This window comes from Cellulosimicrobium composti (assembly GCF_009711085.1).
Lineage (GTDB): Bacteria > Actinomycetota > Actinomycetes > Actinomycetales > Cellulomonadaceae > Cellulosimicrobium > Cellulosimicrobium composti.
In genome coordinates, this window is sequence record NZ_WMKA01000005.1 from 138,738 (window position 1) to 160,600 (window position 21,863).

At 74.9% G+C, this 21,863-nt stretch carries 19 protein-coding genes and 1 pseudogene; 11 read left to right on the top strand and 9 right to left on the bottom strand.

The genetic code is table 11. The features are described from left to right. Nucleotides 1–148 precede the first annotated feature (148 nt). Nucleotides 149–1,135, top strand: coding sequence for a glycoside hydrolase family 19 protein (locus GJV82_RS03815; protein WP_155098296.1), 987 nt, complete (start codon nt 149–151; stop codon nt 1,133–1,135). 79 nt (nt 1,136–1,214) lie between these two features. On the opposite strand, the gene GJV82_RS03820 is transcribed toward GJV82_RS03815, so the two are convergent. Next, complete coding sequence (locus tag GJV82_RS03820; RefSeq protein ID WP_155098297.1) at nt 1,215–1,937, bottom strand: DUF305 domain-containing protein; 723 nt, start codon at nt 1,935–1,937, stop codon at nt 1,215–1,217. A 174-nt stretch (nt 1,938–2,111) separates the two neighbouring features. On the opposite strand from GJV82_RS03820, the gene GJV82_RS03825 reads away from it, so the two are divergent. After that, nucleotides 2,112–3,854 carry a carbohydrate-binding protein gene (locus GJV82_RS03825; RefSeq protein WP_225873054.1) on the top strand — a complete coding sequence of 581 codons (1,743 nt, stop codon included), beginning with the start codon at nt 2,112–2,114 and terminating at the stop codon, nt 3,852–3,854. 99 nt (nt 3,855–3,953) lie between these two features. Here GJV82_RS03825 and GJV82_RS03830 read toward each other — a convergent pair whose 3' ends face one another. Then, complete coding sequence (locus tag GJV82_RS03830; protein ID WP_155098299.1) at nt 3,954–4,541, bottom strand: NADPH-dependent FMN reductase; 588 nt, start codon at nt 4,539–4,541, stop codon at nt 3,954–3,956. Between the two features lie 98 nt (nt 4,542–4,639). Between GJV82_RS03830 and GJV82_RS03835 the strand changes: the two genes are divergently transcribed. Together GJV82_RS03835 and GJV82_RS03840 are read left to right on the top strand one after the other, a co-directional pair. Further along, complete coding sequence (locus GJV82_RS03835; RefSeq protein WP_155098300.1) at nt 4,640–5,170, top strand: MarR family winged helix-turn-helix transcriptional regulator; 531 nt, start codon at nt 4,640–4,642, stop codon at nt 5,168–5,170. After that, a complete protein-coding gene (locus tag GJV82_RS03840) occupies nt 5,167–5,604 on the top strand; it encodes a YchJ family protein (RefSeq protein WP_318657249.1) in 438 nt (145 codons plus the stop codon). The genes GJV82_RS03835 and GJV82_RS03840 overlap by 4 nt, the downstream gene beginning before the upstream one ends. A 9-nt stretch (nt 5,605–5,613) precedes the next feature. Here GJV82_RS03840 and GJV82_RS03845 read toward each other — a convergent pair whose 3' ends face one another. Then, nucleotides 5,614–6,075 carry a VanZ family protein gene (locus GJV82_RS03845; RefSeq protein ID WP_155098301.1) on the bottom strand — a complete coding sequence of 154 codons (462 nt, stop codon included), beginning with the start codon at nt 6,073–6,075 and terminating at the stop codon, nt 5,614–5,616. 118 nt (nt 6,076–6,193) lie between these two features. Between GJV82_RS03845 and GJV82_RS03850 the strand changes: the two genes are divergently transcribed. Continuing rightward, nucleotides 6,194–7,180, top strand: coding sequence for a TIGR03885 family FMN-dependent LLM class oxidoreductase (locus GJV82_RS03850; RefSeq protein WP_155098302.1), 987 nt, complete (start codon nt 6,194–6,196; stop codon nt 7,178–7,180). After that, entirely contained in the window at nt 7,177–8,880 is a 1,704-nt protein-coding gene (locus GJV82_RS03855) for an alpha-amylase family protein (protein ID WP_155098303.1), read from the top strand. The genes GJV82_RS03850 and GJV82_RS03855 overlap by 4 nt, the downstream gene beginning before the upstream one ends. Before the next feature lie 30 nt (nt 8,881–8,910). On the opposite strand, the gene GJV82_RS19360 is transcribed toward GJV82_RS03855, so the two are convergent. Next, complete coding sequence (locus tag GJV82_RS19360) at nt 8,911–9,174, bottom strand: hypothetical protein (RefSeq protein ID WP_196217181.1); 264 nt, start codon at nt 9,172–9,174, stop codon at nt 8,911–8,913. Between the two features lie 137 nt (nt 9,175–9,311). Between GJV82_RS19360 and GJV82_RS03860 the strand changes: the two genes are divergently transcribed. Together GJV82_RS03860 and GJV82_RS03865 are read left to right on the top strand one after the other, a co-directional pair. After that, the gene (locus GJV82_RS03860; RefSeq protein ID WP_318657250.1) at nt 9,312–10,400 is read left to right on the top strand and encodes a threonine aldolase family protein; all 1,089 of its coding nucleotides are present in this window, start codon (nt 9,312–9,314) and stop codon (nt 10,398–10,400) included. An 18-nt stretch (nt 10,401–10,418) separates the two neighbouring features. Then, nucleotides 10,419–10,913, top strand: a complete 495-nt coding sequence (locus GJV82_RS03865) for a nucleoside deaminase (RefSeq protein ID WP_155098304.1) — start codon at nt 10,419–10,421, stop codon at nt 10,911–10,913. A 42-nt stretch (nt 10,914–10,955) separates the two neighbouring features. On the opposite strand, the gene GJV82_RS03870 is transcribed toward GJV82_RS03865, so the two are convergent. Then, nucleotides 10,956–11,885, bottom strand: coding sequence for a hypothetical protein (locus GJV82_RS03870; protein WP_155098305.1), 930 nt, complete (start codon nt 11,883–11,885; stop codon nt 10,956–10,958). Nucleotides 11,886–11,966: 81 nt separating this feature from the next. Between GJV82_RS03870 and GJV82_RS03875 the strand changes: the two genes are divergently transcribed. Beyond that, on the top strand, nt 11,967–12,395 hold the full coding sequence (locus tag GJV82_RS03875) for an SRPBCC family protein (RefSeq protein WP_155098306.1): 429 nt from the start codon (nt 11,967–11,969) through the stop codon (nt 12,393–12,395). A gap of 91 nt (nt 12,396–12,486) precedes the next feature. Here GJV82_RS03875 and GJV82_RS03880 read toward each other — a convergent pair whose 3' ends face one another. Further along, nucleotides 12,487–16,656 (bottom strand): DUF5979 domain-containing protein, encoded by a 4,170-nt coding sequence (locus tag GJV82_RS03880; RefSeq protein ID WP_155098307.1) that lies wholly within the window; start codon nt 16,654–16,656, stop codon nt 12,487–12,489. 149 nt (nt 16,657–16,805) lie between these two features. Here GJV82_RS03880 and GJV82_RS03885 point away from each other — a divergent pair, with 149 nt between their 5' ends. Further along, complete coding sequence (locus GJV82_RS03885) at nt 16,806–18,020, top strand: glycoside hydrolase family 3 N-terminal domain-containing protein (protein WP_318657251.1); 1,215 nt, start codon at nt 16,806–16,808, stop codon at nt 18,018–18,020. A gap of 67 nt (nt 18,021–18,087) precedes the next feature. Further along, entirely contained in the window at nt 18,088–19,140 is a 1,053-nt protein-coding gene (locus tag GJV82_RS03890) for a LacI family DNA-binding transcriptional regulator (RefSeq protein ID WP_155098309.1), read from the top strand. Nucleotides 19,141–19,150: 10 nt separating this feature from the next. Here the strand turns inward: GJV82_RS03890 and GJV82_RS03895 are convergent, their stop codons facing one another. From GJV82_RS03895 to GJV82_RS19365, 3 genes and pseudogenes are all read right to left on the bottom strand, one after another. Continuing rightward, nucleotides 19,151–19,429 carry a hypothetical protein gene (locus GJV82_RS03895; protein ID WP_024841291.1) on the bottom strand — a complete coding sequence of 93 codons (279 nt, stop codon included), beginning with the start codon at nt 19,427–19,429 and terminating at the stop codon, nt 19,151–19,153. A gap of 23 nt (nt 19,430–19,452) precedes the next feature. Then, entirely contained in the window at nt 19,453–20,769 is a 1,317-nt protein-coding gene (locus GJV82_RS03900; protein ID WP_155098310.1) for an inorganic phosphate transporter, read from the bottom strand. A gap of 107 nt (nt 20,770–20,876) precedes the next feature. Next, nucleotides 20,877–21,863 (bottom strand): annotated as a pseudogene (locus GJV82_RS19365) (hypothetical protein); the annotation flags it as partial.

The window sequence follows — 21,863 nt, forward strand, 5'->3', positions numbered from 1 at the left end:
GACGTCGTCGGGCGCGGACCGGCCTGACGTCGCGCCTCGACCGGACCGCGCGCTCCCACGCCTACGGGGTTCCGCGTACGGGGGTTGTCCACGCGGGGGCGCCGCGCCCAGGCTCGACGCGACCCGACCCTCGACGAAAGGTGCACCGATGCACACCCGAGCCCCGGCGCCCTCCCCCGCGGCGCCCGCCGTGGCCCTGCGGCCCGCGTCCCGCCCGGCCGCCCTGCTCCTGGCCGTTCTGCTCGCGCTTGTGGGAGCGCTCTCCTGGACGGTGGCCGGTCCCGCCCGCCAGGCGCACGCCGCGACGTGCGCGCCGGCGTGGAGCGCGAGCGCCGTCTACCTCGGCGGCGCCGTCGTCTCGCACGGCGGCCAGAACTGGCAGGCCGGCTGGTGGACGCAGGGCGAGACGCCCGGCACCACCGGCGAGTGGGGCGTGTGGCGCTCCCAGGGCGCGTGCGGCGGCGGCACGACCGACCCGGGCGAGCCGGGCGGGCCGGGCGACCCCGGCACCCCGACCGGCTTCGTCGTCTCCGAGGCGCAGTTCAACCAGATGTTCCCGAACCGGAACCCCTTCTACACGTACCAGGGCCTCGTCGACGCGCTGTCCGCGTACCCGGGCTTCGCGACGACGGGCGGCACCGAGGTCGCCAAGCGCGAGGCTGCCGCGTTCCTCGCGAACGTCAACCACGAGACGGGCGGCCTGGTCTACGTCAAGGAGATCAACACCGCGAACTACCCGCACTACTGCGACCCCTCCCAGCCGTACGGCTGCCCCGCGGGTCAGAGCGCGTACTACGGCAAGGGACCGGTCCAGCTGAGCTGGAACTACAACTACAAGGCGGCCGGGGACGCGCTCGGCATCGACCTGCTCAACAACCCGTACCTCGTCGAGCAGGACTCGGCGGTCGCGTGGAAGACGGGGCTGTGGTTCTGGAACACGCAGTCCGGCGCGGGCACGATGTCCGGCCACCAGGCGATCGTCTCCGGCGCGGGCTTCGGCGAGTCGATCCGCTCGATCAACGGCTCGATCGAGTGCAACGGCGGCAACCCCGCCCAGGTCCAGTCGCGCGTGACCGCGTTCCAGCAGTTCGCGCAGATCCTCGGCACGACGACGGGCGCGAACCTGTACTGCTGACCGCCCGAGCGCACGGCTGTGGCCCGTCCCCGGCGGGGGCGGGCCACGGCTCTGCGCCCGCCGGGAGCGGGCTCGCGCGTCAGAGCGCGTCGAGGAGGTCGCGCATGCGCTCGATCTCGCCGCCCTGCCCCGCCCCCGTCTCGGCGGCGATCTCGTTCGCGGCGAGGTCCTGGCCCTCGACGAGCACCACGTCGACCATCGCGAGCGCGCCCTCGTGGTGCTGGATCATCCCCTCGAGGAAGAGGCGGTCGAACTCCGCGCCGCGCGCCGCCTCGAGCGCGTCGAGCTGCTCGGCGGAGAGCACCCCGGCTACGCCGTCGCCGTGATCGTGGTCCGCGCCGTGGGGCGCGCGCGGGCCCGTCCCGCCGGCGCCCTCGACGCCCTCCGGCACGGCGAGGTCGCGCGCCTGGAGCCACGACGCGAGCGCGTGGACCTCCGGCCCCTGCGCGGCGGTGACGCGCTCGGCGAACGCGCGCACGGCGTCCGACTCCGCGCGCTCGGGCGCGAGCGCCGCGATCTCGAGCGCCTGGAGGTGGTGCTCGATCATGCCCGTCACGAACGCGACGTCGGCGCGGTTCCAGGTGTCCCCCTCGGGCGACGCCTCGTAGTCCTCCGGGGCGACGGTCGTCGCGTCCTCGCCCGGTCGCCCGGGCTGCACGACGACGCTGGACGGCGTCGAGGTCGGGGCCGGGTCCGCGGTGCACGCCGCGGCGCCGAGCGAGACGGCGAGCGCGACGACGCCGCAGGTCAGGGCGCGGGCGGCGGCCCGCCGGGTTGCGTTACGACGAGGAAAACTCTGCACCCGCTCCGTTCCCTCCGTGTAAAAAGTCTCCGGAATCCGCCCGGTTTGGGTGGTACAGATCACACCTCCCGGTCAGAATTCGCAGAACACTACCAAGGAGGTGTTTCCCCCGTGCATCGAACGACGCACCGGAAGTCACACCGGCAACGACGCCGGGTCCTGCTCGCCTCGTCCGTGGCCGTCACCCTCTCCGCCGGTTCGCTCGCGCTCGCCACGGCGGCGTCCGCCGAGCCGTCCGACGGCTCTCCCGAGGCGGTGGCCGCGCTCACCGAGCAGGCCGCCGGCTCGCTCCCGGACCTCCCCGCCCAGCGCCTCGCCCCGCTCGCCCAGGCCACCGACGTCCTGGCGCCCGGCGAGGTCGCGGGCAGCCCGAACCTCACCCACGTCGCCAACATCCCGAAGAACGGCGAGTTCGCCCCCGAGGGCCAGTACAGCAGCGACCTCGCGTTCCAGGGCCGCTACGCCTTCGCCGGCAACTACGGCGGGTTCACGGTGTACGACGTCGCGAACCCGACCGCCCCGCAGCAGGTCGCCCAGGTCGTCTGCCCGGGCTCGCAGAACGACATCTCCGTCTACGGGGACCTCCTGGTCCTCAGCACCGACTCGTCGCGCAGCAACGACTCGTGCGACAACGTCGCCCAGAGCGCGGCGATCAAGGAGTCGTGGGAGGGCATCAAGGTCTTCGACATCTCCGAGCCGACGTCGCCGCAGTACGTGGCGTCGGTCGAGACGCAGTGCGGCTCGCACACGCACTCGCTCGCGCCGTCGAAGGACGGCGAGGAGCTGTTCGTCTACGTGTCGTCGTACAGCCCGAACGCGGCCTTCCCCGACTGCCAGCCGCCGCACGACCTCATCTCGGTCGTGCAGATCCCGCTCGACGACCCGGCGTCGGCCGCTCTCGTCTCGACGCCCGTCCTCTTCCCGGACGGCGGCAACCCGGGCGGCAACGGCTCGAGCACGACGTCGGGCTGCCACGACATCACGACCTACCCGTCGAAGGACCTCGCGGCGGGCGCGTGCATGGGCGACGGCATCCTCATGGACATCTCCGACCGCGCGCACCCGGTGGTCACCGAGGTCGTGCGCGACACGACGAACTTCGCGTTCTGGCACTCGGCGACGTTCAACAACGCGGGCACCAAGGTCGTCTTCACCGACGAGCTCGGCGGCGGCGGCGCGCCCACGTGCAACGCGGCGACCGGGCCGGAGAAGGGCGCCGACGCGATCTACGACATCGTGGACGGCGAGCTCGTGTTCAAGAGCTACTACAAGATCGACCGCGAGCAGGCCGCGACGGAGAACTGCGTCGCGCACAACGGCTCGCTCGTCCCCGTCCCGGGCCGCGACATCATGGTCCAGGCCTGGTACCAGGGCGGCATCTCCGTGTGGGACTTCACGGACTCGGCCAACCCGGTCGAGATCGCGTGGTTCGACCGCGGCCCGCTGTCCTCCGAGCGGCTGATCCTCGGCGGCTCGTGGTCGGCGTACTGGTACAACGGCGCGATCATCTCGAACGACATCCAGCAGGGTCTCGACGTCCTGCTGCTCGACGACCCGCTCACGAACGCGGCGCGGTCGGTCGTCGCGGACGAGCTCAACCCGCAGGCCCAGCCGACGTACGACGAGCCGGCGGCCTGGTCGAAGGGTGCGACCTACCAGGGCGGGGAGACGGTCACGTACGCGGGCTCCGTGTGGCGTGCGCAGTGGTGGACCCGGGGCCAGACGCCCGGTGACCCGTGGGGCCCGTGGGAGGAGATCGCGGGGGTCGACTCGAACGGCGTCGGGGCGTGGAAGCCGAGCCGCGTGTACGTCCAGGGCGACACCGTGACCCACGAGGGCACGACGTACACCGCGAAGTGGTGGACGCGGAACCAGGAGCCCGGCGACCGCTGGGGTCCGTGGGGACCGCAGGACTGACGCGCCCCCGCCCGGGACCTGCGCCCGGGTGAGGCACGGCACGACGGCGCCCGCTCACCTCCCGGTGGGCGGGCGCCGTCGTGCGCGGACTCCGCGGCGTCAGGCGGCGCTGACGGCCCTCGCCGCGCGCACGGTCGCGAGCGCGCCGCTCCACGCGACGACCTCGTCGAGGGTCGCGTCGAGGTCGCGCGCGTGCCGCTCGCGCGGCGCGAGCGTGCGGAACTCCTCGAAGTCGTCGTAGAGCGACAGCCCGACGGCGGTGCGCACGTCGGCGAGGCGCAGCTCGCCCGCGACGAGCCGCAGCTGCTCGACGGCGCGCGCGCCGCCCTGCGCGCCGTAGCCGACGAAGCCCACGGCCTTGTCGGTCCACTCGTGGTAGAGCCAGTCCATCGCGTTCTTCAGCACGGCGGGCGGCGCGTGGTTGTACTCGGGGGTCACGACGACGTAGCCGTCGTAGCCGTCGATCACGCGCGACCACTCCCACACGAGCGGGTTCTGGTACTGCTGCATCCGGGGCGGGAGCGCCTCGTCGAGGTGCGGCAGGGGGTGGTCGGCGAGGTCGACGAGCTCGAACGTCGCGTCGGTGCGCCGCGACGCGCGGTCGAGCACCCAGCGCGCGACCCCCTCGCCGTTGCGCCCGGTGCGCGTGCTCCCGACGAGGATCGCGATGCGCAGGGTCGAGGACATGGTTCCTCCAGAAAGAGTGACGTGTCACCAAAGTTGGTGATGCGTCACCCTAACTCGTGCTCGGTGATGTGTCACCTACCGCGGCTAGGATCGTCCCCATGACGGGCCACCCGATCCTCGACGACGCCGAGCGCGCGGCGTGGGACGCCTACGTCGCGATGCGCACAGCGCTGGACCGGGCCCTGGCCGCCGGGCTCCGGGACGACGCCGACCTCTCCGAGGCCGAGTTCGAGGCCCTGTTGGCGCTGCACTCCGCGCGCGACCGCACGCTGCGCACCGGCGAGCTCGCCGCCGCGCTGTGCTGGGAGCGCAGCCGCGTCTCGCACCTCGTGCGCCGCATGGGCGAGCGCGGCCTCGTCGAGCGCGGCGAGTGCGTCGACGACGCGCGCGGCACCTGGATCGGGCTCACCAACCCGGGCCGCCGCGCGCTCCTGCGCGCGGTCCGCGGGCACACCGCGCTCCTGCGCGAGCTGGTGTTCGAGCCCCTCGGCCCCGACGGCCTCGCCCGGCTGGAGTCGGTCTCGCGCACGATCCAGGGGGCGGTCGAGCGCTCGCCCGGGACGTCCGCCGAGGGCCGGGAGCCGGACCACGGGGCCGGCGGGCCGGGCCGCGCCCGGGAGGCGTCGTGACCGGCCCGCTGCCCGACGACGCGCGCTGCCCCTGCCTGTCCGGCGACGCGTACGGCGCGTGCTGCGGCCGGTACCACGCCGGGATGCGCACCGGCGCGGACGGCGCGGCGCCCGGCCCGGGGGCGCCGACCGCCGAGGCGCTCATGCGCTCGCGCTACAGCGCCTTCGCCGTGGGTGACGCCGCGTACCTGCGCGCGACGTGGCACGCGTCGACCCGTCCGGCGGACCTCGACCTCGACGACGACCTCGAGTGGCGCCGGCTCGACGTGCTGCGGACCGAGGCGGGCGGCCCGTTCGACGCCGCGGGCGTGGTCGAGTTCGTCGCGCACCACCGCTCGCGCACCGACCGCACCGACCGCGGACGGCTCCACGAGGTGAGCCGGTTCGTGCGCGAGGGCGACCGCTGGTACTACGTCGACGGCGACGTGGGCTGAGACCGCCGGTCACGCGACGCCGGCGACCACGCGGCGGCGCGCCGACGCGGCGACGACCGCGAGCGCGACGAGCGCCGCGCCGAGGAACGCGCCCGCGGTGTTCATGACGACGTCCTGGACGGTCGGGACGCGGCCCGGCAGCAGGTGCTGCGTGAGCTCGATCGCGACCGAGAGCGCGCACCCCGCGAGGGTCACGAGCGCCGCGGTCCGCCACGGCCCGGGCGCGACCCCGCGTCGTCGGGCACCCGCGCCGCGCGCGAGCGGCACGCCGAGCAGGCCGAACGGGCCGAACATGACGACGTTCGCGAGCGCCTCGAGGACGGGCAGCGTGATCGGGATCCCGAGGCCCTGCAGGAAGCCGAGCGTCGCGGTCGCCCAGCCGGGGGCGTCGGTCGACTGCGGCGACGGCCACAGGGTCACGACGAGGACCGCGGCGAGGTAGGCGGCGAACGTCCAGGTCAGCAGGCGCACCACGCCAGCGTAGGGGCCCCGCACCCGGATCCGGGAGCCGCCCCGGACCGCCCACCGACCCTCCACCGTTCCCCCTCCTCCGCGCGCGTGGTCGACGAAGCCTCGGTTCACTGGCGAGATGGTCTCCCTCGGCTTCCACGCGTCCCACGAGCAGATCCCCCCGGGCCCGCTCCTCCGCGCCGCACGGCGGGCCGAGGAGGTGGGGTTCGACGTCGCGATGTGCTCCGACCACCTCGCGCCGTGGAGCGTGCGGCAGGGCGAGTCGGGGCACTCGTGGTCGTGGCTCGGCGCGGCGCTCGCCACGACCGGCCTGCCGTTCGGCGTCGTGACGGCCCCGGGCCAGCGCTACCACCCGGCGGTCGTCGCGCAGGCGGTCGCGACGCTCGGGTCGATGTTCCCCGGCCGGTTCTGGGCCGCGCTCGGCTCGGGCGAGGCGATGAACGAGCACGTCACGGGCGACCGGTGGCCCACGAAGGCCGAGCGCGACGAGCGGCTGCGCGAGTGCGTCGACGTGATCCGCGCGCTCCTCGCCGGCGAGGGGGTCACGCACCACGGGCACGTCACCGTGGACCGGGCCCGGGTCTGGTCGCTGCCCGACGTCGTCCCGCGCCTCGTCGGCCCGGCGGTCACCCCGGCGACGGCGCGCCGCCACGCGGACTGGGCGGACGGCCTCGTGACGGTGAACCAGCCGGTCGAGGCGCTGCGCCGCGTCGTCGGCGAGTACCGCGACGCGGGCGGGCGCGGACCGCTCGCGCTCCAGGTGCATGTCGCGTGGGGCGACGACGACGAGGCCGCGTTCGCCGTCGCGCACGACCAGTGGCGCTCCAACCTGCTGCCACCCAGCGTGAGCTGGCACCTGGAGACGCCCGAGCAGTTCGACGCCGTCGCGGACCTCGTGCGCCCGGAGGAGGTGCGCGGGACGGTCCTCGTCGAGCACGACGCGCAGCGGTTCGCCGACCGCGTCGCCGAGCTCGCGGCGTGCGGGTTCGACGAGGTGTACCTGCACCACGTGGGGCAGCAGCAGGACGCGTTCCTCGACGCCGCGGGCGAGACGCTCCTGCCGCTCCTGCGGTCGGCCACCACGACCGGCGGGGGTGCGGCATGAGGATCAGCGACACCGGCGACCTGTGGTGGAAGAACGCGGTGATCTACTGCCTCGACGTCGAGACGTTCATGGACTGGGACGACGACGGGATCGGCGACTTCGCGGGGCTCGTGCAGCGCCTCGACCACCTGGCCGACCTCGGGGTCACGTGCCTGTGGCTCATGCCGTTCTACCCGACCGCGGACCGCGACGACGGCTACGACATCACCGACTTCCTCAGCGTCGACCCGCGGCTCGGCGACGTGGGCGACCTCGTCGAGCTGATCAGGACCGCGAACGACCGCGGCATCCGCGTCATCGCGGACCTCGTCGTGAACCACACGTCGGACCGGCACCCGTGGTTCACGGCGTCGCGGTCGAGCACGGACGACCCGTACCGCGACTTCTACGTGTGGCGCGCCGACGAGCCGCCGCCGACGAAGGACGAGGTGATCTTCCCCGACCAGGAGGGCGGCATCTGGACGAAGGACGACCGCACCGGCGAGTGGTACCGGCACCGGTTCTACCGCCACATGCCGGACCTCAACACGGCGAACCCGCTGGTCCGGGACGCGATCGCGAAGTCGATGGGCTACTGGGTCCAGCTCGGCCTGTCGGGGTTCCGCGTCGACGCCGTCCCGTTCTTCCTCGGCGACGCGGCGGCGAACCCGTCGGACGAGATCGAGGACCCGCACGACTTCCTGCGCGCGCTGCGCTCGTTCCTCTCGCGCCGCACGGGCGACTCGATCCTCATGGGCGAGGTCAACCTGCCGTTCGCCGAGCAGCGCCTGTACTTCGGCGACGACGGGGAGGGCGACGGGAGCGAGTCCGGCCCGTCGAGCTCCGAGCTCACGCTGCAGTTCGACTTCAACGGCATGCAGGCGATGTACCTGTCCCTCGCGCGGCACGACGCCGGGCCTCTCGCCGCGTCGCTCGAGGAGCGGCCCCCGATCCCGCACGACGCGCAGTGGGCGACGTTCGTGCGCAACCACGACGAGCTCACGCTCGACAAGCTGTCCGAGGACGAGCGCCAGGAGGTGTTCGCCGCGTTCGGGCCCGAGGAGGACATGCAGCTCTACGGCCGCGGTCTACGGCGCCGCCTCCCGCCGATGCTCGGGGGCGACCCGCGGCACGTGCGGATGGTGTACTCGCTGCTCTTCGCGCTCCCGGGCACCCCGGTGCTCTTCTACGGCGAGGAGATCGGCATGGGCGAGAACCTCGCGGCCGACGGCCGCCTCGCCGTGCGGACCCCGATGCAGTGGACGTCGGGGCCGAACGGCGGGTTCTCGCGCGCGCCCGCGCGCCGCCTGTCCGGGCCGGTCCCCGGGGACGGCTACGCGCCCGAGCACGTCAACGTCGCGGACCAGCGGCGCGACCCCGACTCGCTGCTCACGTTCGTGCGCCTGCTCGCGCACCGCTACCGCGAGTGCCCCGAGCTCGGGTGGGGCGACGTCGACGTGCTCGACCAGCCCGAGGCGTCCGTCCTCGCGCTGCGCAGCACGTGGCAGGAGGCGTCGATGGTCACGCTCCACAACCTGTCGCCGGACCCGGTCGTGGTCCCGCTCGCGCTCGGCGAGCTGCCCGAGGGTGCGCGCCTCGTCGACCTGCTCGACGCGGACGACGTCGAGCCGGACCCCGACGGGAAGGCCGAGGTCCGGCTCGACGGCTACGGCTACCGGTGGCTGCGCGTCACGCACCCGGGGTCGCGTCGGCTCCTGTGAGCCGCACGCGCCCGGGCCGCGCGGAGCGCGTCAGTCGTCGTGGCTGGGCTCGTCCGGACCGACCGGGCGCCCCGGCGACGAGGGCCAGTCGGGCGGCGAGTCGGGGACCGGATCGGACGGGCGCGGCTCGTCCGGCACCGGGTCCGCGTGGCTCGGGTCGCGCGGCGGCTCCGACGGGTCCGCGGGCGGCCCCGGCGACTTGGGCGGCTCGACCGTCGGCTCGGCCGGTCGCGCCGGCTCGACCGGTCCGCCCGGGTCGGTCGGCCGGTCGGGGTCGTGGGAGCTCGTGGTCATGGCTGCACCTCCGTGCCGCTCGGGACGCTGCTCGGGGCACCGGCTGCGTCTCCTCCGACGCTAGGCACGGCCCGGCCCGCTCGCCCGTCGCGGGCCCCGCCGCGGGCTCGTCCGGGCGCGCGTCCTACCCTGGGGCCGTGACCTCGTTCGCCTCGGACAACTACTCCCCCGCCCACCCCGACGTCCTCGCCGCGCTCGCGGCGGCGAGCGCCGGGCACGCGATCTCCTACGGCGAGGACCCGTGGACCTCCCGCCTGCAGGACGCGGTGCGGGAGCGGTTCGGCGCGGACGCGACCGCCTGGCCGGTGCTCACGGGGACGGGGGCGAACGTCGTCGCGCTCATGGCGATGCTGCCCCGGTGGGGCGCCGTCGTCGCGTCCGAGCACGCGCACCTCAACACCGACGAGAACGGCGCGCCCGAGCGGGTCGGCGGCGTCAAGGTCCTCGCGGTCCCCGCGCCCGACGGGAAGATCGGCCCCGACGCCGTCGAGCGGTTCGCGGGCGACCTCGGCGACCCGCACCGCGCCCAGCCGCTCGTCGTCTCGCTCACGCAGTCGACCGAGCTCGGCACGCTCTACACGCCCGCGGAGATCCGGGAGGTCGCGGACGCCGCGCACGCGCACGGGATGCGCGTGCACCTCGACGGGTCGCGCCTCGCGAACGCCGCCGCGGCGCTCGACGTGCCGCTGCGCGCGCTGACGTCGGACGCGGGCGTGGACGTCCTGTCGTTCGGCGGGACCAAGAACGGTCTCGCGCTCGGCGAGGCCGTGATCGTGCTCGACCCCTCGGCCGTCGACGGCGTGGAGTTCGTGCGCAAGGCGACGATGCAGCTCGCGTCGAAGATGCGCTACGTCTCCGCGCAGCTCCTCGCGCTGTTCGAACCCGTGGGCGACGCCGTCGCGGAGGTCGACGACGCCGCGCACGTCGACGAGCTGTGGCTGCGCAACGCGCGGCACGCCAACGCGATGGCCGCGCGGCTGCGCGCCGGGCTCGCCGACGCCCCCGGCCTCGCGCTCACCCAGCCCACGCTCGTCAACGCGGTGTTCGCAACGCTCCCGCGCGCCGCCGTCGCGCGCCTGCGCGAGCGCCACCGCTTCTACGACTGGGGGCCGGGCGAGACGCCCGAGCGCGTCGAGGTGCGCTGGATGTGCGCGTGGGACACGACGCCCGAGGACGTGGACGGGTTCGTCGCGGACGTGCACCGCATCCTCGCGGTCGGGCCCTGACCGGGCGAGGATGGCGGCATGACTCCCGTGACGCCACCCACCCCTGACGACCTCGTGCACCTGCGCCGCTGCGTCGAGCTCGCCCGTGAGGCGCTCGACGACGGCGACGAGCCGTTCGGCTCCGTCCTCGTCGACGCCGACGGGGTCGTGCGGTTCGAGGACCGCAACCGCGTGCAGGGCGGTGACGCGACCCGCCACCCCGAATTCGAGATCGCCCGCTGGGCCGCCGCGCACCTCACCCCCGAGGAGCGCCGCGGCGCCATCGTCTACACGTCGGGCGAGCACTGCGCGATGTGCAGCGCCGCGCACGCGTGGGTCGGCCTCGGCCCGATCGTCTACGCCGCGAGCACGACGCAGCTGCTCGGCTGGCTCGAGGAGTGGGGCGTGGCGCCCGGGCCCGTGCGCCCGCTCGCGGTCGGCGAGGTCGCGCCCGGCGTCGCCGTGCGCGGCCCCGCGTACGAGCTCGAGGTCGAGGTCCGGGCCCTGCACGCGCGCCTGCACGGCGTCGCCTGACCGCCGCGCTGCCACCCGGGCGTGCGTGACGACGGCCTCGCGTCAGGCGTCGAGCGCGTCCGCGACGGTGCGCGCGACCTCGGGCACCGCGAGGTAGCCGGCGGGCCGGCCGTCGTCGAGCACGACGGCCGCCGCGTGGTGGCCGGGGGCGGTGTTCGCGACGACGAGCTCCTCGACCGGCGGCGCCGGCGGCTGGAGCGGGAACGCGTCCGGGCCGAGACCGTGCAGCGCGAGCGCGTCGCGCCGGTCCCGGACGGCGACCCAGCGCCGCACCGGCGCCGGGACGCGCAGCGGGGCGCGCGCCGCGAGCACGTCGCGGATCGCGCGGACGGCGAGCGGCGACCCGAGCGTGAGCAGCAGGGGCACGTCCCACCGCCCCGCGGCCGGGTGCTCGCGGAGCACCCCGTAGGCGACGACCGACCCGAGCGAGTGCGCGACGACGACGGCCGGCCCGTCGGTCGCCAGCGCGGCGGCGAGCGCGTCGTCCAGCACGGTGCGCACGTCCGGGTCGTGCAGGTACGCCCAGACGTCGCGGGCGAGCAGCACGACGACGGCGGCGCTGAGCCCGGGCACGGAACGGTCGAGCGCGGACAGCAGCAGGTTGACCCACGCGGCTCCGCCGCCCAGGCCCGAGCCCTCCGCGCGGACGGGCACGTCGGCCCCGGCCGCGCGCAGCACCTCCTCGGCGACGTCCGCGACGAACGCGAGCTCGTCGTCGGGCAGCACGGGTCCGGCCCCTCCGGCGGGGTCGTCGGCGGCGTGGACCGTGACCGGGGGTGGTGCCGCGTCGCCCGCGACGAGGCCGGCGAGCGCGTCGCCGTAGAACACGAACGACGTGTCCTCGTCGCGCAGGCGCAGGTCGGACCCGGCGGCCGCGAGGCCCGCGTCCAACGCGGTGACCCAGGTGCGGTCGAGCTGCTCGGCGTCGAGCCCCTGGTTGTCGCGGCCGTGGACGAGCACGAGTCGGGTCACCCGCCGAACCTACCGGCTGCCGGACCCGCCCGGAGGGTCTAGCGTCGGCCCCAGACCAGCACGCAGCACGGAGGTACGCACATGTCCGACCCCACTCTCACCGAGCACAGCACGTCCGTCGAGGTCCACGTCGGCCGGCCGCCGCAGGTCGTGTGGGCCGAGCTGATGCACCCGAGCGCCCGCTGGATGCTGGGCATGAACGTCGAGAGCGACTTCGTCCCGGGGAGCGCCATCACGTTCGAGGGCCACTACATGGGGCGCGAGTTCGCGGACTGGGGCACGGTCGTCGCCGTCGACCGCCCGCGCCTGCTGCACTTCACGCACTTCTCCCCGACGATGGGCCTGCCGGACGTGCCGGAGAGCTATCACGACATCGCGATCACGCTCGAGCCCGACGACTCCGGCACGCGCGTGCGCGTCGACGAGCGCAACATCGAGTCGGCCGAGCGCGCGGAGCGCGCCCGTGCCCTGTGGACGAAGGCGCTCGGGACGCTCGCCGGCCGCGACTGAGCGGTCCCCGCACGACGACGGGCCGGTCACCTCCGCGCGGAGGTGACCGGCCCGTCGCCGTGCGGCCGGAGGGACCCGGCCGACCGGCGCGTCAGGCGCTGCGGCGGCGCCTCGTCACCACGAGCAGCGCGGCTCCGCCCACGACGAGCAGCGCGCCGAGGCCCGCGAACAGGGCCGTGCTCGCGCCCGTCGTCGCGAGCCCGCCGCCGGCGGACGTCGCCGTGTTGGTCAGCGTCACGCCGACCGACCCGCCGCCGACCACGGTCACCGTGGTGACCTTCTCGCCGTCGACCGTGAAGTACGGCGTGCCCCAGTCGACACCCGCGACCGCCGGGAGGTCGACCTCGCGCAGCGTCACGACCGTGCCGTGCGGCAGGCCCTGCGGCCCGTCGACGACGGTCCCGTCGGCGCGCAGCGCGAGCGTGCCCGTGACGGCCTGGTCGCCGACCGTGTACTCGTACGCGACGGTGAACGTCGTGTCCGCGGGGACCGTGCCCTTCGCCTCGCCCGTGACGACCTTGTGGACGGAGAACCCGCCCGCGGCGACGTCGGCCGTGTTCGTCAGCGTGACGAGCGTGTTCTCGCCGTCGCCGACGGTCACGGACTGCGGGCTGAACTCCGCGGCGCCCCACGCCACGCCCGGCACGGTGGGCCGGACGGTCTCGGCGAACGTCACGACCGTCCCGACCGCAAGGTTCTGCGGGCCGTCGACGACGGTCCCGTCCGCGGTGACGACGAGCGTCCCCGTGGTCGGCACGCCCTCGAGCTCGTAGGAGTACTCGACCGTGAACTGCGCGTCACCCGGGACGGAGGCCGCGGCGCCGCCGACGACGTCCTTGGCGACCGAGAAGCCGCCGGTCCGGCCGTCCTGCGCGGTGTTCGTCAGGGTGACGAGCACGTTCTCGCCGTCGGCGACGGTGACGCTCTCCGGGCTGAAGACCGGGGCGCCCCACACGACGCCCGGCACGTCCGGCAGGTTCGTCTCCGTGAAGGTGACGACCGTGCCGACCGGGAGGTTCTGCGGGCCGTCGACGACGGTGCCGTCCACGAGGACCGTGAGCGTCCCCGTGACCGGGGTGCCGTCGAGGTCGTACGCGTACTCGACGGTGAACGCGGTGTCGGCGGGGACGAGCGACGCTCCCTCGCCCGTGAGCGCCTTCGCGACGGAGAACCCGCCCGCGGGTGCCGTGGTCGCGTCGTTGGTCACGACGACCTCGGCGGTCTCGCTGGTCGACGTGAGGGTGATCGAGGCGGGCTCGAACGTGGGGGTGCCCCACACGACGCCGTCGACGTCGGGCAGCGTGGTCTCGGCGAACGTCACGACCGTGCCGAGCGGCAGGCTCACGCCCGCGTCGACCGCACCACCGCCGGCGGCGACGACGACCTCACCGGTCGTGGGCCCCTCGTACGACGTGCCCTCGGGGAGCTGCGCCGTCCACGTGACCGCGAACTCGGTGCCGTCGGGGACGAGCCCCGCGGCCTCGCCCGCGACCTGCTTCTCGACGGAGAAGGTGCCGAAGAGCTCGGTCGCGGTGTTCGTCACCGTGACGGTGACGACCTGGCCGTCGGCGACGGTCACGGTCTCGGGGTCGAACGCCGGGGCGCCCCACACGACGCCGTCGAACTCGGGGATCTCCGGCTCGGCGAACGTGACGACCGTGCCGACCGGCAGGTCCAGCGGGCCCACGGCCACGGTGCCGTCCGTGAGCAGCGCGAACGTGCCGCTCGTCTCGCCGCCGTAGACGATCTCGTCCGGGACCTCGGCGGTCCACTCCACCGTGAACTCCGTGCCGGCCGGGACGCGGCCCGCGCCGGTGCCCTCGACGACCTTCACGGCCTGGAAGCCGCCGACCTGCAGCGTCGCGGTGTTCGTCACGACGACCTCGGCGTTCACGTCGTCCGCCACGGTGACCGACTCGGGGCTGATCTGCGGCGCGCCCCAGATGACGCCGGGGAGGGTCGGCAGGTCGACCTCGGTGAACGTCACGACCGTGCCGACCGGCAGGTTCTGCGGACCGTCCACCGGCGTGCCGTCCGCCAGGACCGTCAGCGAGCCCGTGACCGTCGTGCCGTCGAGCTCGTAGGAGTAGCCGACCGTGAACTCCGTGTCGGCGGGCACCGACGCGGCACCCGTGCCCTCGAGCGCCTTGGACACCTGGAAGCCGCCCGCGGGCGCGTCCGTCGCGGTGTTCGTCAGGGTCACCAGGGCGTTCTCGCCGTCACCCACCGTCACGCTCGACGGGGAGAACGACGGCGCGCCCCACACGACGCCCTCGACCTCGGGCAGCTGCACCTCGGTGAACGTCACGACCGTGCCCACCGGCAGGTTCTGCGGACCGTCCACCGGCGTGCCGTCCGCCAGGACCGTCAGCGATCCCGTGACCGTCGTGCCGTCGAGCTCGTAGGAGTACTCGACCGTGAACTGCGCGTCGTCCGGGACCAGGCCGGACGCCTCGCCCTCGACCGACTTCGCGACCGAGAAGCCGCCGACCTGCTGCACGGCGGCGTTGGTCACCGTGACGAGCGTGTTCGTCCCGTCGCCGACCGTCACGCTCGACGGGTCGAGCACGGGCGTGCCCCAGGAGATGCCGGGCACCTCGGGGAAGACGGTCTCCTCGAACGTCACGACCGTGCCGACCGGGAGGTCCTGCGGGCCGTCGGCGACGGTCCCGTCCGCGAGGACGGTGACCGTCCCCGTGGTCGCGCCGTCGTAGACGACGCCGTCGGGCACCTGCGCGGTCCACGCGACGGTGAACGACGCGTCACCCGGGACGGCTCCGGCCCCGGAGCCCTGCACGGCCTTGCTCAGCGAGAACCCGCCGACGGCGAGCGTCGCGGTGTTGGTCAGGGTGACGGCGGTCGTCGAGCCCGCGCCGATCGTGATCTCGGCCGACGGGTCGAACGCGGGCGTGCCCCACGCGATGCCCGGCAGCTCCGGGAGCGTCGGCTCGGCGAGCGTGACGACGGTGCCCTCGGGCAGGTCGGACGGCCCGTCCACCACGGTGCCGTCGGCGAGCAGCGTCAGGGTGCCGCTGGTCTCGCCCTCGTACACGACGCCGTCGGGGATCTGCGCGGACCACGTGACCGTGAACTCGGTGCCGGCCGGGACGGAGGCCGCGCCGGTGCCGTCGACGAGCTTCGCGACGGAGAAGCCGCCCTCGCTGCCCGCGATGCAGTCGAACGGCCCCGGGCCGATCCACGGGTAGTTGTGCTGCTCGTTGCCGGAGCCGGCCGTCGTCAGGTCGTTGCCGACGTACACGCGGCCGTTCGTGCTCGACGTGATCGTCGAGCTCGCGGCCGGGGCGAGGATCGACCCGATGAACTGGCCGCTCCCGGTGATGTCGACCTGATCGGCGTCGACGAAGTTCCACAGGATGCGCGACGCGGCCTCGCCGAGCGCGGCGCTCGAGAGGTCGTCCGCACGCACGCCGTTGTAGTCGACGTAGTTCGCGGACACCGCGACCGGGCCGCCGACGACGTTGATCACGACGGGCGCGTCGGCCGGGATCCCGGCGAAGAAGAACTCGGACGCGCCGTCGAGGTCCGCGGCGTCGATCGTGAACGCCTGCAGCGTGACGTTCGACGGGTCGGTGCTCGTGAAGGTCACGCGCCCGCCGTCGCGCGTCGCCGTCCCGGTGGCGGTCGCCGTGCCGAGCGACGCCGACGTCTCGGTGATGACGTCCTGGAAGTCGGCGAACGGCGACATCGCGGCGGCCTGGCCCATGCCGGTGGTCACGGGCGCGCCCTCGGTCTCGGGCTGGCCCGCGGGTGCCGTCAGGGCTCCGCCCACCTGCACCGCGCCGCCGGGCGTGAGGCCCGCGCCGACCTGGACGGTGTTCGTCCCGACGATCGTCAGGTCGCCGCCCACGGCGAGCATGAGCGCGCCGGGGTCGGGCGTGATCTGCGAGCCGACGCCGACCGTCCCGACGTTGAACAGGCCGTCCGGGTCCTTGTCGAACGTCGCGTCGCCGCGCACGAGCAGCACGCCCTCGGACTCGGCGGCGCTGCCCGTCGCGAGGTAGTTGCCCCCCGCGTACACGGCCACGTTGTTGTCGGTGAACTTCGGCGGCAGGTTCCCGATGCCCGGCATCTCGCCGGGGGCGGGGCACTGCCCGGGGACCGCGGACGCGGGCGCGGCGGAGGGGCCGGCGACCACGACGAGCGCACCGGACAGCGCCAGCGCGGCCGCGGTGGCCGCGGCGAGCAGCCGACGCGGTCCGCGTGGCCTCGCGGAGGTGAAGGGGGACGAACTGCGGGTCATGGGTGCTCCAGGTGGACGTTCGCCGAGGAGGGGGACCCCGGCCTCGCTTCCACCGGTGAGACGTCGATCGCCTCCCGCCATGACCGCGCTTCCGTGTGGCGTGCGTCACTCTCTCACCGCATGGGTAGGTTAGACCGCTGGAGGTATCCGTGACCCCTCGTGCACGCACCGTCTGGATCGTCGTCGCCCTCGTCAGCGCGCTCGCCGCCGTCGCGGCGGTCGCCTGGTATCTCACCCGCCCCGCACCCGCGCCGTCCCCGACCCCGTCCGGCGCGCCGACCGTCGCGCCGGACCCGTCGCCGACGCCCACGCCGCCGACGCCGTCCACGCCGCCCGAGGACCCGCTCGCGGGGTGGTCGCTCGAGCAGAAGGTCGGCCAGCTCTTCATGGTCGGCGTCGACGTGAGCGCCCCGCAGCAGACGAGCTACGACGCGGTGTCACGCCTGCACGTCGGCAACGTGTTCCTCGCCGGTCGCTCCCAGGAGGGCACCGGGCCGACGGCGGACCTCGTCGCGGGCTTCACCGCGCTCGTCTCCCCGGAGACGACGAACGGCACGCCGCTGTTCGTCGCGACCGACCAGGAGGGCGGGTACGTCCAGGTGCTGCGCGGGCCCGGGTTCTCCCAGATCCCCACGGCCCTCGACCAGACCGGGCTCGCCCCGTCCGCGCTCCAGGCCGACGCGACGACGTGGGGCGCCGAGCTCGCGGCCGCGGGCGTCAACCTCAACCTCGCGCCCGTGATGGACCTCGTGCCCGAGGCCACGGCCGCGCAGAACCCGCCGATCGGGTACTTCCAGCGCAGCTACGGGTTCACGCCCGACGCCGTCACGTCGCACGCGAACGCGTTCAGCGCCGGCATGGAGGCCTCGGGCGTGGACGTGACGATCAAGCACTTCCCGGGCCTCGGGCGCGTCGCCGAGAACACCGACACCGACGCGGGCGTCACGGACGACGTGACCACGCGCGACGACCCGTCCGTGGCGGTCTTCGCCTCGGGGATCGAGGCGGGCGCCGCGTTCGTCATGACGTCGACCGCGGTCTACACGCAGATCGACCCGTCGCTCCCGGCGGCCTTCTCGCCCGTCGTCGTCGACGGGATGCTCCGCGAGGACCTCGGGTTCGACGGCGTCGTCATCACCGACGACGTGTCCGCGGCGCAGCAGGTGCAGGCCTGGTCGCCCGCCGAGCGTGCCGTCCTCACGATCGAGGCGGGCGGCGACATGGTCCTCGCCTCCGCGGACCCGGGAGTCGTCGAGCCGATGGTGGCGGCCGTCGTCGAGCGCGCGAGCACGGACCCGGCGTTCGCCGCGAAGGTCGACGCGGCGGTGCAGCGCGTGCTCGCCGCGAAGGAGCGGCTGCGCTGAGACGCGCCCCGCGGGGGTGTCCGCTGGTCCCGCACCGGCCGGGGGCCCGGGCGGTATAACTGACGCCATGACAGCCCGTCAGCCCGCACCCCGCCCGACGCTCGAGGCCGTCGCGGCCGTCGCGGGCGTGTCCCGAGCCACCGTCTCACGCGTGATCAACGGCGTGCCGACCGTGGACCCGGCGATCGTCGAGGTCGTCGAGAAGGCGATCGACGAGACGGGCTACGTCCCCAACCTCGCCGCGCGCACGCTCGTCACGCGCCGCACGGGGTCGGTCGCGCTCGTCGTCTCGGAGCCCACCGAGCACGGCTCGTCGAGCCCGTTCCTCGAGCGGCTGTTCACCGACCCGTACATCGGCCGCGTGACCGCCGGGGCCCAGCAGGTGCTGCGCCCGCGCGACATCCACCTCGCGATCCTGCCCGCCGACCCGCCCGCGCACGACCAGGTGGTGCGCTACGTGCGCCAGGGGCACGTCGACGGGGTCCTGCTCGTCACGTCGAGCGCGGGTGACCCCCTGCCCGCACGGTTCGCCGCGCTCGCGACCCCGGTCGTGCTCTCGACGCACATCGACGGCGCGGACGAGGCGGCGGGCGTGAGCTGGGTCGACCTCGACCAGGCCGCGGGCGGCCGGCTCGCCGCCGAGCGCCTCGTGAGCACCGGGCGCACGCGCCTCGCGACCGTCGCCGGGCCCACGGACGTCCCGTTCGCGCGGGCCCGGCTCGACGGGTTCCTCGCGGCCGTGCGCGAGGCGGGGCTCGCGGAGCCCCTCGTCGTCGAGGGCGACTTCACGCGCGCGAGCGGCGAGACGGCGGCGAGCGAGCTGCTCGCGGCCCGGCCCGACGTGGACGGCGTCTTCGCGGCGAGCGACCTCATGGCCGACGGCGCGTCCACGGCGCTGCAGGCCGCGGGCCGCCGCGTGCCCGAGGACGTCGCGCTCGTGGGCTTCGACGACTCGACGGTCGCGCCGCAGTCGCACCCGCCGCTCACGACGGTGCGTCAGCCGGTCGAGGAGATGGCGGCCGAGATGGCCCGGCTCCTGCTCGCCGTGATCGACGACCCGGCGACGGAGCCGCGCTCGGTCGTCTTCGACCCGAGCCTCGTGGTGCGCCGCTCGGCCTGAGCGGGCCGGGTCAGTGGCCCCCGCCCGCGACGAAGGCGATGCCCCCGGCGATGGCGAGGACGACGACGGCGAAGCACACCGCAGCGCCGACCTGACGGGGCCGGGTCGCGCGCTCGACGCGCACGGTCCGGCCGTCGGACGTGAAGCGGCCGTCCGGGGTGCCGACCTCGACGGGGACGGCACGTCCCGCGGCGAGCCGGACCCCGAGCGCGAACAGCGCGGGCAGGCCCGCGCCGACGACGAGGCCGGCGACGACGACCTTGAGCAGCGAGTCGATCTCGACGAACACGGTTCTCTCCTGTCGCGGTCGGGTCAGACGCCCGCGCGCTGGCGCGAGGCGGGGGTGGACGGTGCGGGCGTCGCCGGCGGGGCGGCGGTCGCGGGGATCTCGGGGGCGGCGGTCGCGGGGGTCTCGGGGGCGGCGAACGGGTCGGCGACGTCGAGGCGGCGCCCGAGCGCGGCCTCGCGCGCCTCGACGACCTCGGTCTCCAGCCCGGCGTCGACCGCGCCCTCCTCCCAGGCGTCGTTGACGTTGGTGTGGTCCACGGGCTTGCGGCGCGACGCGACCCAGATGGCGACGGACGTCGCGACGAGGACCGCGAAGACCACGACGGTCCCGGCGACGCCCCCGATCCCGTGCTGGATGCCGTAGCACGCGGCCCCGACGAGGCCGGCCGCCGGGAGCGTGAGGCCCCACGCGGCGAGCATGCGGCCCGCGACGCCCCAGCGGACCTTGGCGCCGGGCATGCCGACGCCCGAGCCGAGGATCGAGCCGGTGGCGACGTGCGTCGTCGACAGCGAGTAGCCGAAGAAGCCGGACATGAGGATGACGGCCGCGGACGACGTCTCGGCGGCCATGCCCTGGCGCGTGTCGATCTCGACGAGGCCCTTGCCGAGGGTGCGGATGATGCGCCAGCCGCCGAGGTACGTGCCGAGGGCCATGAAGAACGCGCACGACAGGATGACCCAGAACGGCACGCCCGAGTCGGCGGGCACCGCGCCCGCCGCGATGAGCGCGAGCAGGATGATGCCCATCGACTTCTGCGCGTCGTTCGTGCCGTGGGCGAGCGAGACGAGCGACGCGGAGCCGACCTGGCCCCAGCGGAACGCGCGCGTCGACACGTCCTCGGGGACGTCGCGCGTGAGGCGCGCGACGGCCCACGTGCCCGCGCTCGCGACGCCGACCGCGATGAGCGGGGCGAGCAGGGCGGGGATGAGCACCTTGGCCGCGACGCCGCTCCAGATGACGCCCTGCGAGCCGACGGCCGCGAGCACCGAGCCCACGACGCCGCCGACGAGCGCGTGCGACGAGCTCGACGGGATGCCGAGCAGCCACGTCAGCAGGTTCCAGGTGATGCCACCCACGAGGCCCGCGAGGACGACCTCGAGGGTGATGACGTTCGCGTCGACCAGTCCCTTCGCGATGGTCGCCGCGACGGCCAGGGAGAGGAACGCCCCGACCATGTTGAGGACCGCGGAGAGGGCGACGGCGGTCTTGGGCTTGAGGGCCTTGGTGGCGATGGACGTGGCCATCGCGTTGCCCGTGTCGTGGAAGCCGTTGGTGAAGTCGAAGGCCAGTGCGGTCACGACGACGAGCACCAGCAGGAGCGTCTCGGTCACGTCCTCCATGGTGGGGTCAGGGCCGGGCCCGGCTCGACCATCCTGTGGATTCTTCCGCCACTGTTCACCGACAGTTCATCCGGCGTTCGAAGCCCTGTTCGAACGCCGGACGAGGGTCAGGCGGGCGTCCGCGCGCCGACGTCGGCGAGCGCCTCGTCGAGGTCGGAGACCACGGTCGCGACGGCCTCGCGCTGGGTCCGCGCGCGGTCCGCCTCGGCCGCGACGTCGCGGCGCGCCGCGGCGAGGTCGGCGTCGAACTGCTCGGCGCGCTGCTGCGCCTGCATGCGCTGGTCGCGGCCCCGCTGCTCGCCCGCGAACCACTGCCACGCGGCGACGACGCCCGCGACGACGGTCACGACGAACCACGCCGGACCGGCCACGATCCCGAGCACGAGCGCGACGACGGCGGCGGCCCCCGCCGCGCCGACGACGCCCCACGACGGCCCCTCCACGGGCCGCGCGAGGAGCTCGGCACGCGCGGTCGCGGCGGGCGCGGTGGCGTCGTCCGTCGGCGTGACCGTCACGGTGCGCCCCCCGAGGCGCAGCGCGCGGGACGGCGCCGGGGCCGCCGCGAGCTGCGCGGCGCGCGCGTGGCTCGCGTCGCGCAGGTCGTCGGCGACCAGCGGGGCGACGAACGCGGCGCGGCCCGGGTCGGTGCCCCGCGCGTCGGCCACGAGGAGGTCGACGAGCGTCCCCGCGGACGCGTCCCAGGCCGGGCCGTCGTCCTCCGGCGCGCGCCCGACGCGCTCGCCGAGCACCTCGGCCCGCTGGAGGAGGTCACGCTCGACGGGCGCCCCCTCGTCCACGAGCGACCCGACGACGCGCAGCAGCGCCTCGCCGGGCGCCTCGGCGTCCTCGTCGCCCCCGGGGGCGGCGGTCGCGCCGGACGCGGGCCCCGCCGCGCCGAGCAGGAGCGGCCGGGGCTCGGCGGCCGGCGCGACGATCTCACCGTCCGCGACGGCACGCGACCACGCCGCCCAGGACCGCAGGAGTGGCAGGGCGTCCGGCGCGGCGGCCCGACGGCGGCCGCGTGCGTCGTCCGCGGGCGTGCCCCAGTCCGCGCCGCCGCCGGGCAGCGCGGGCGCGGCCTCCAGGAGGCGCGT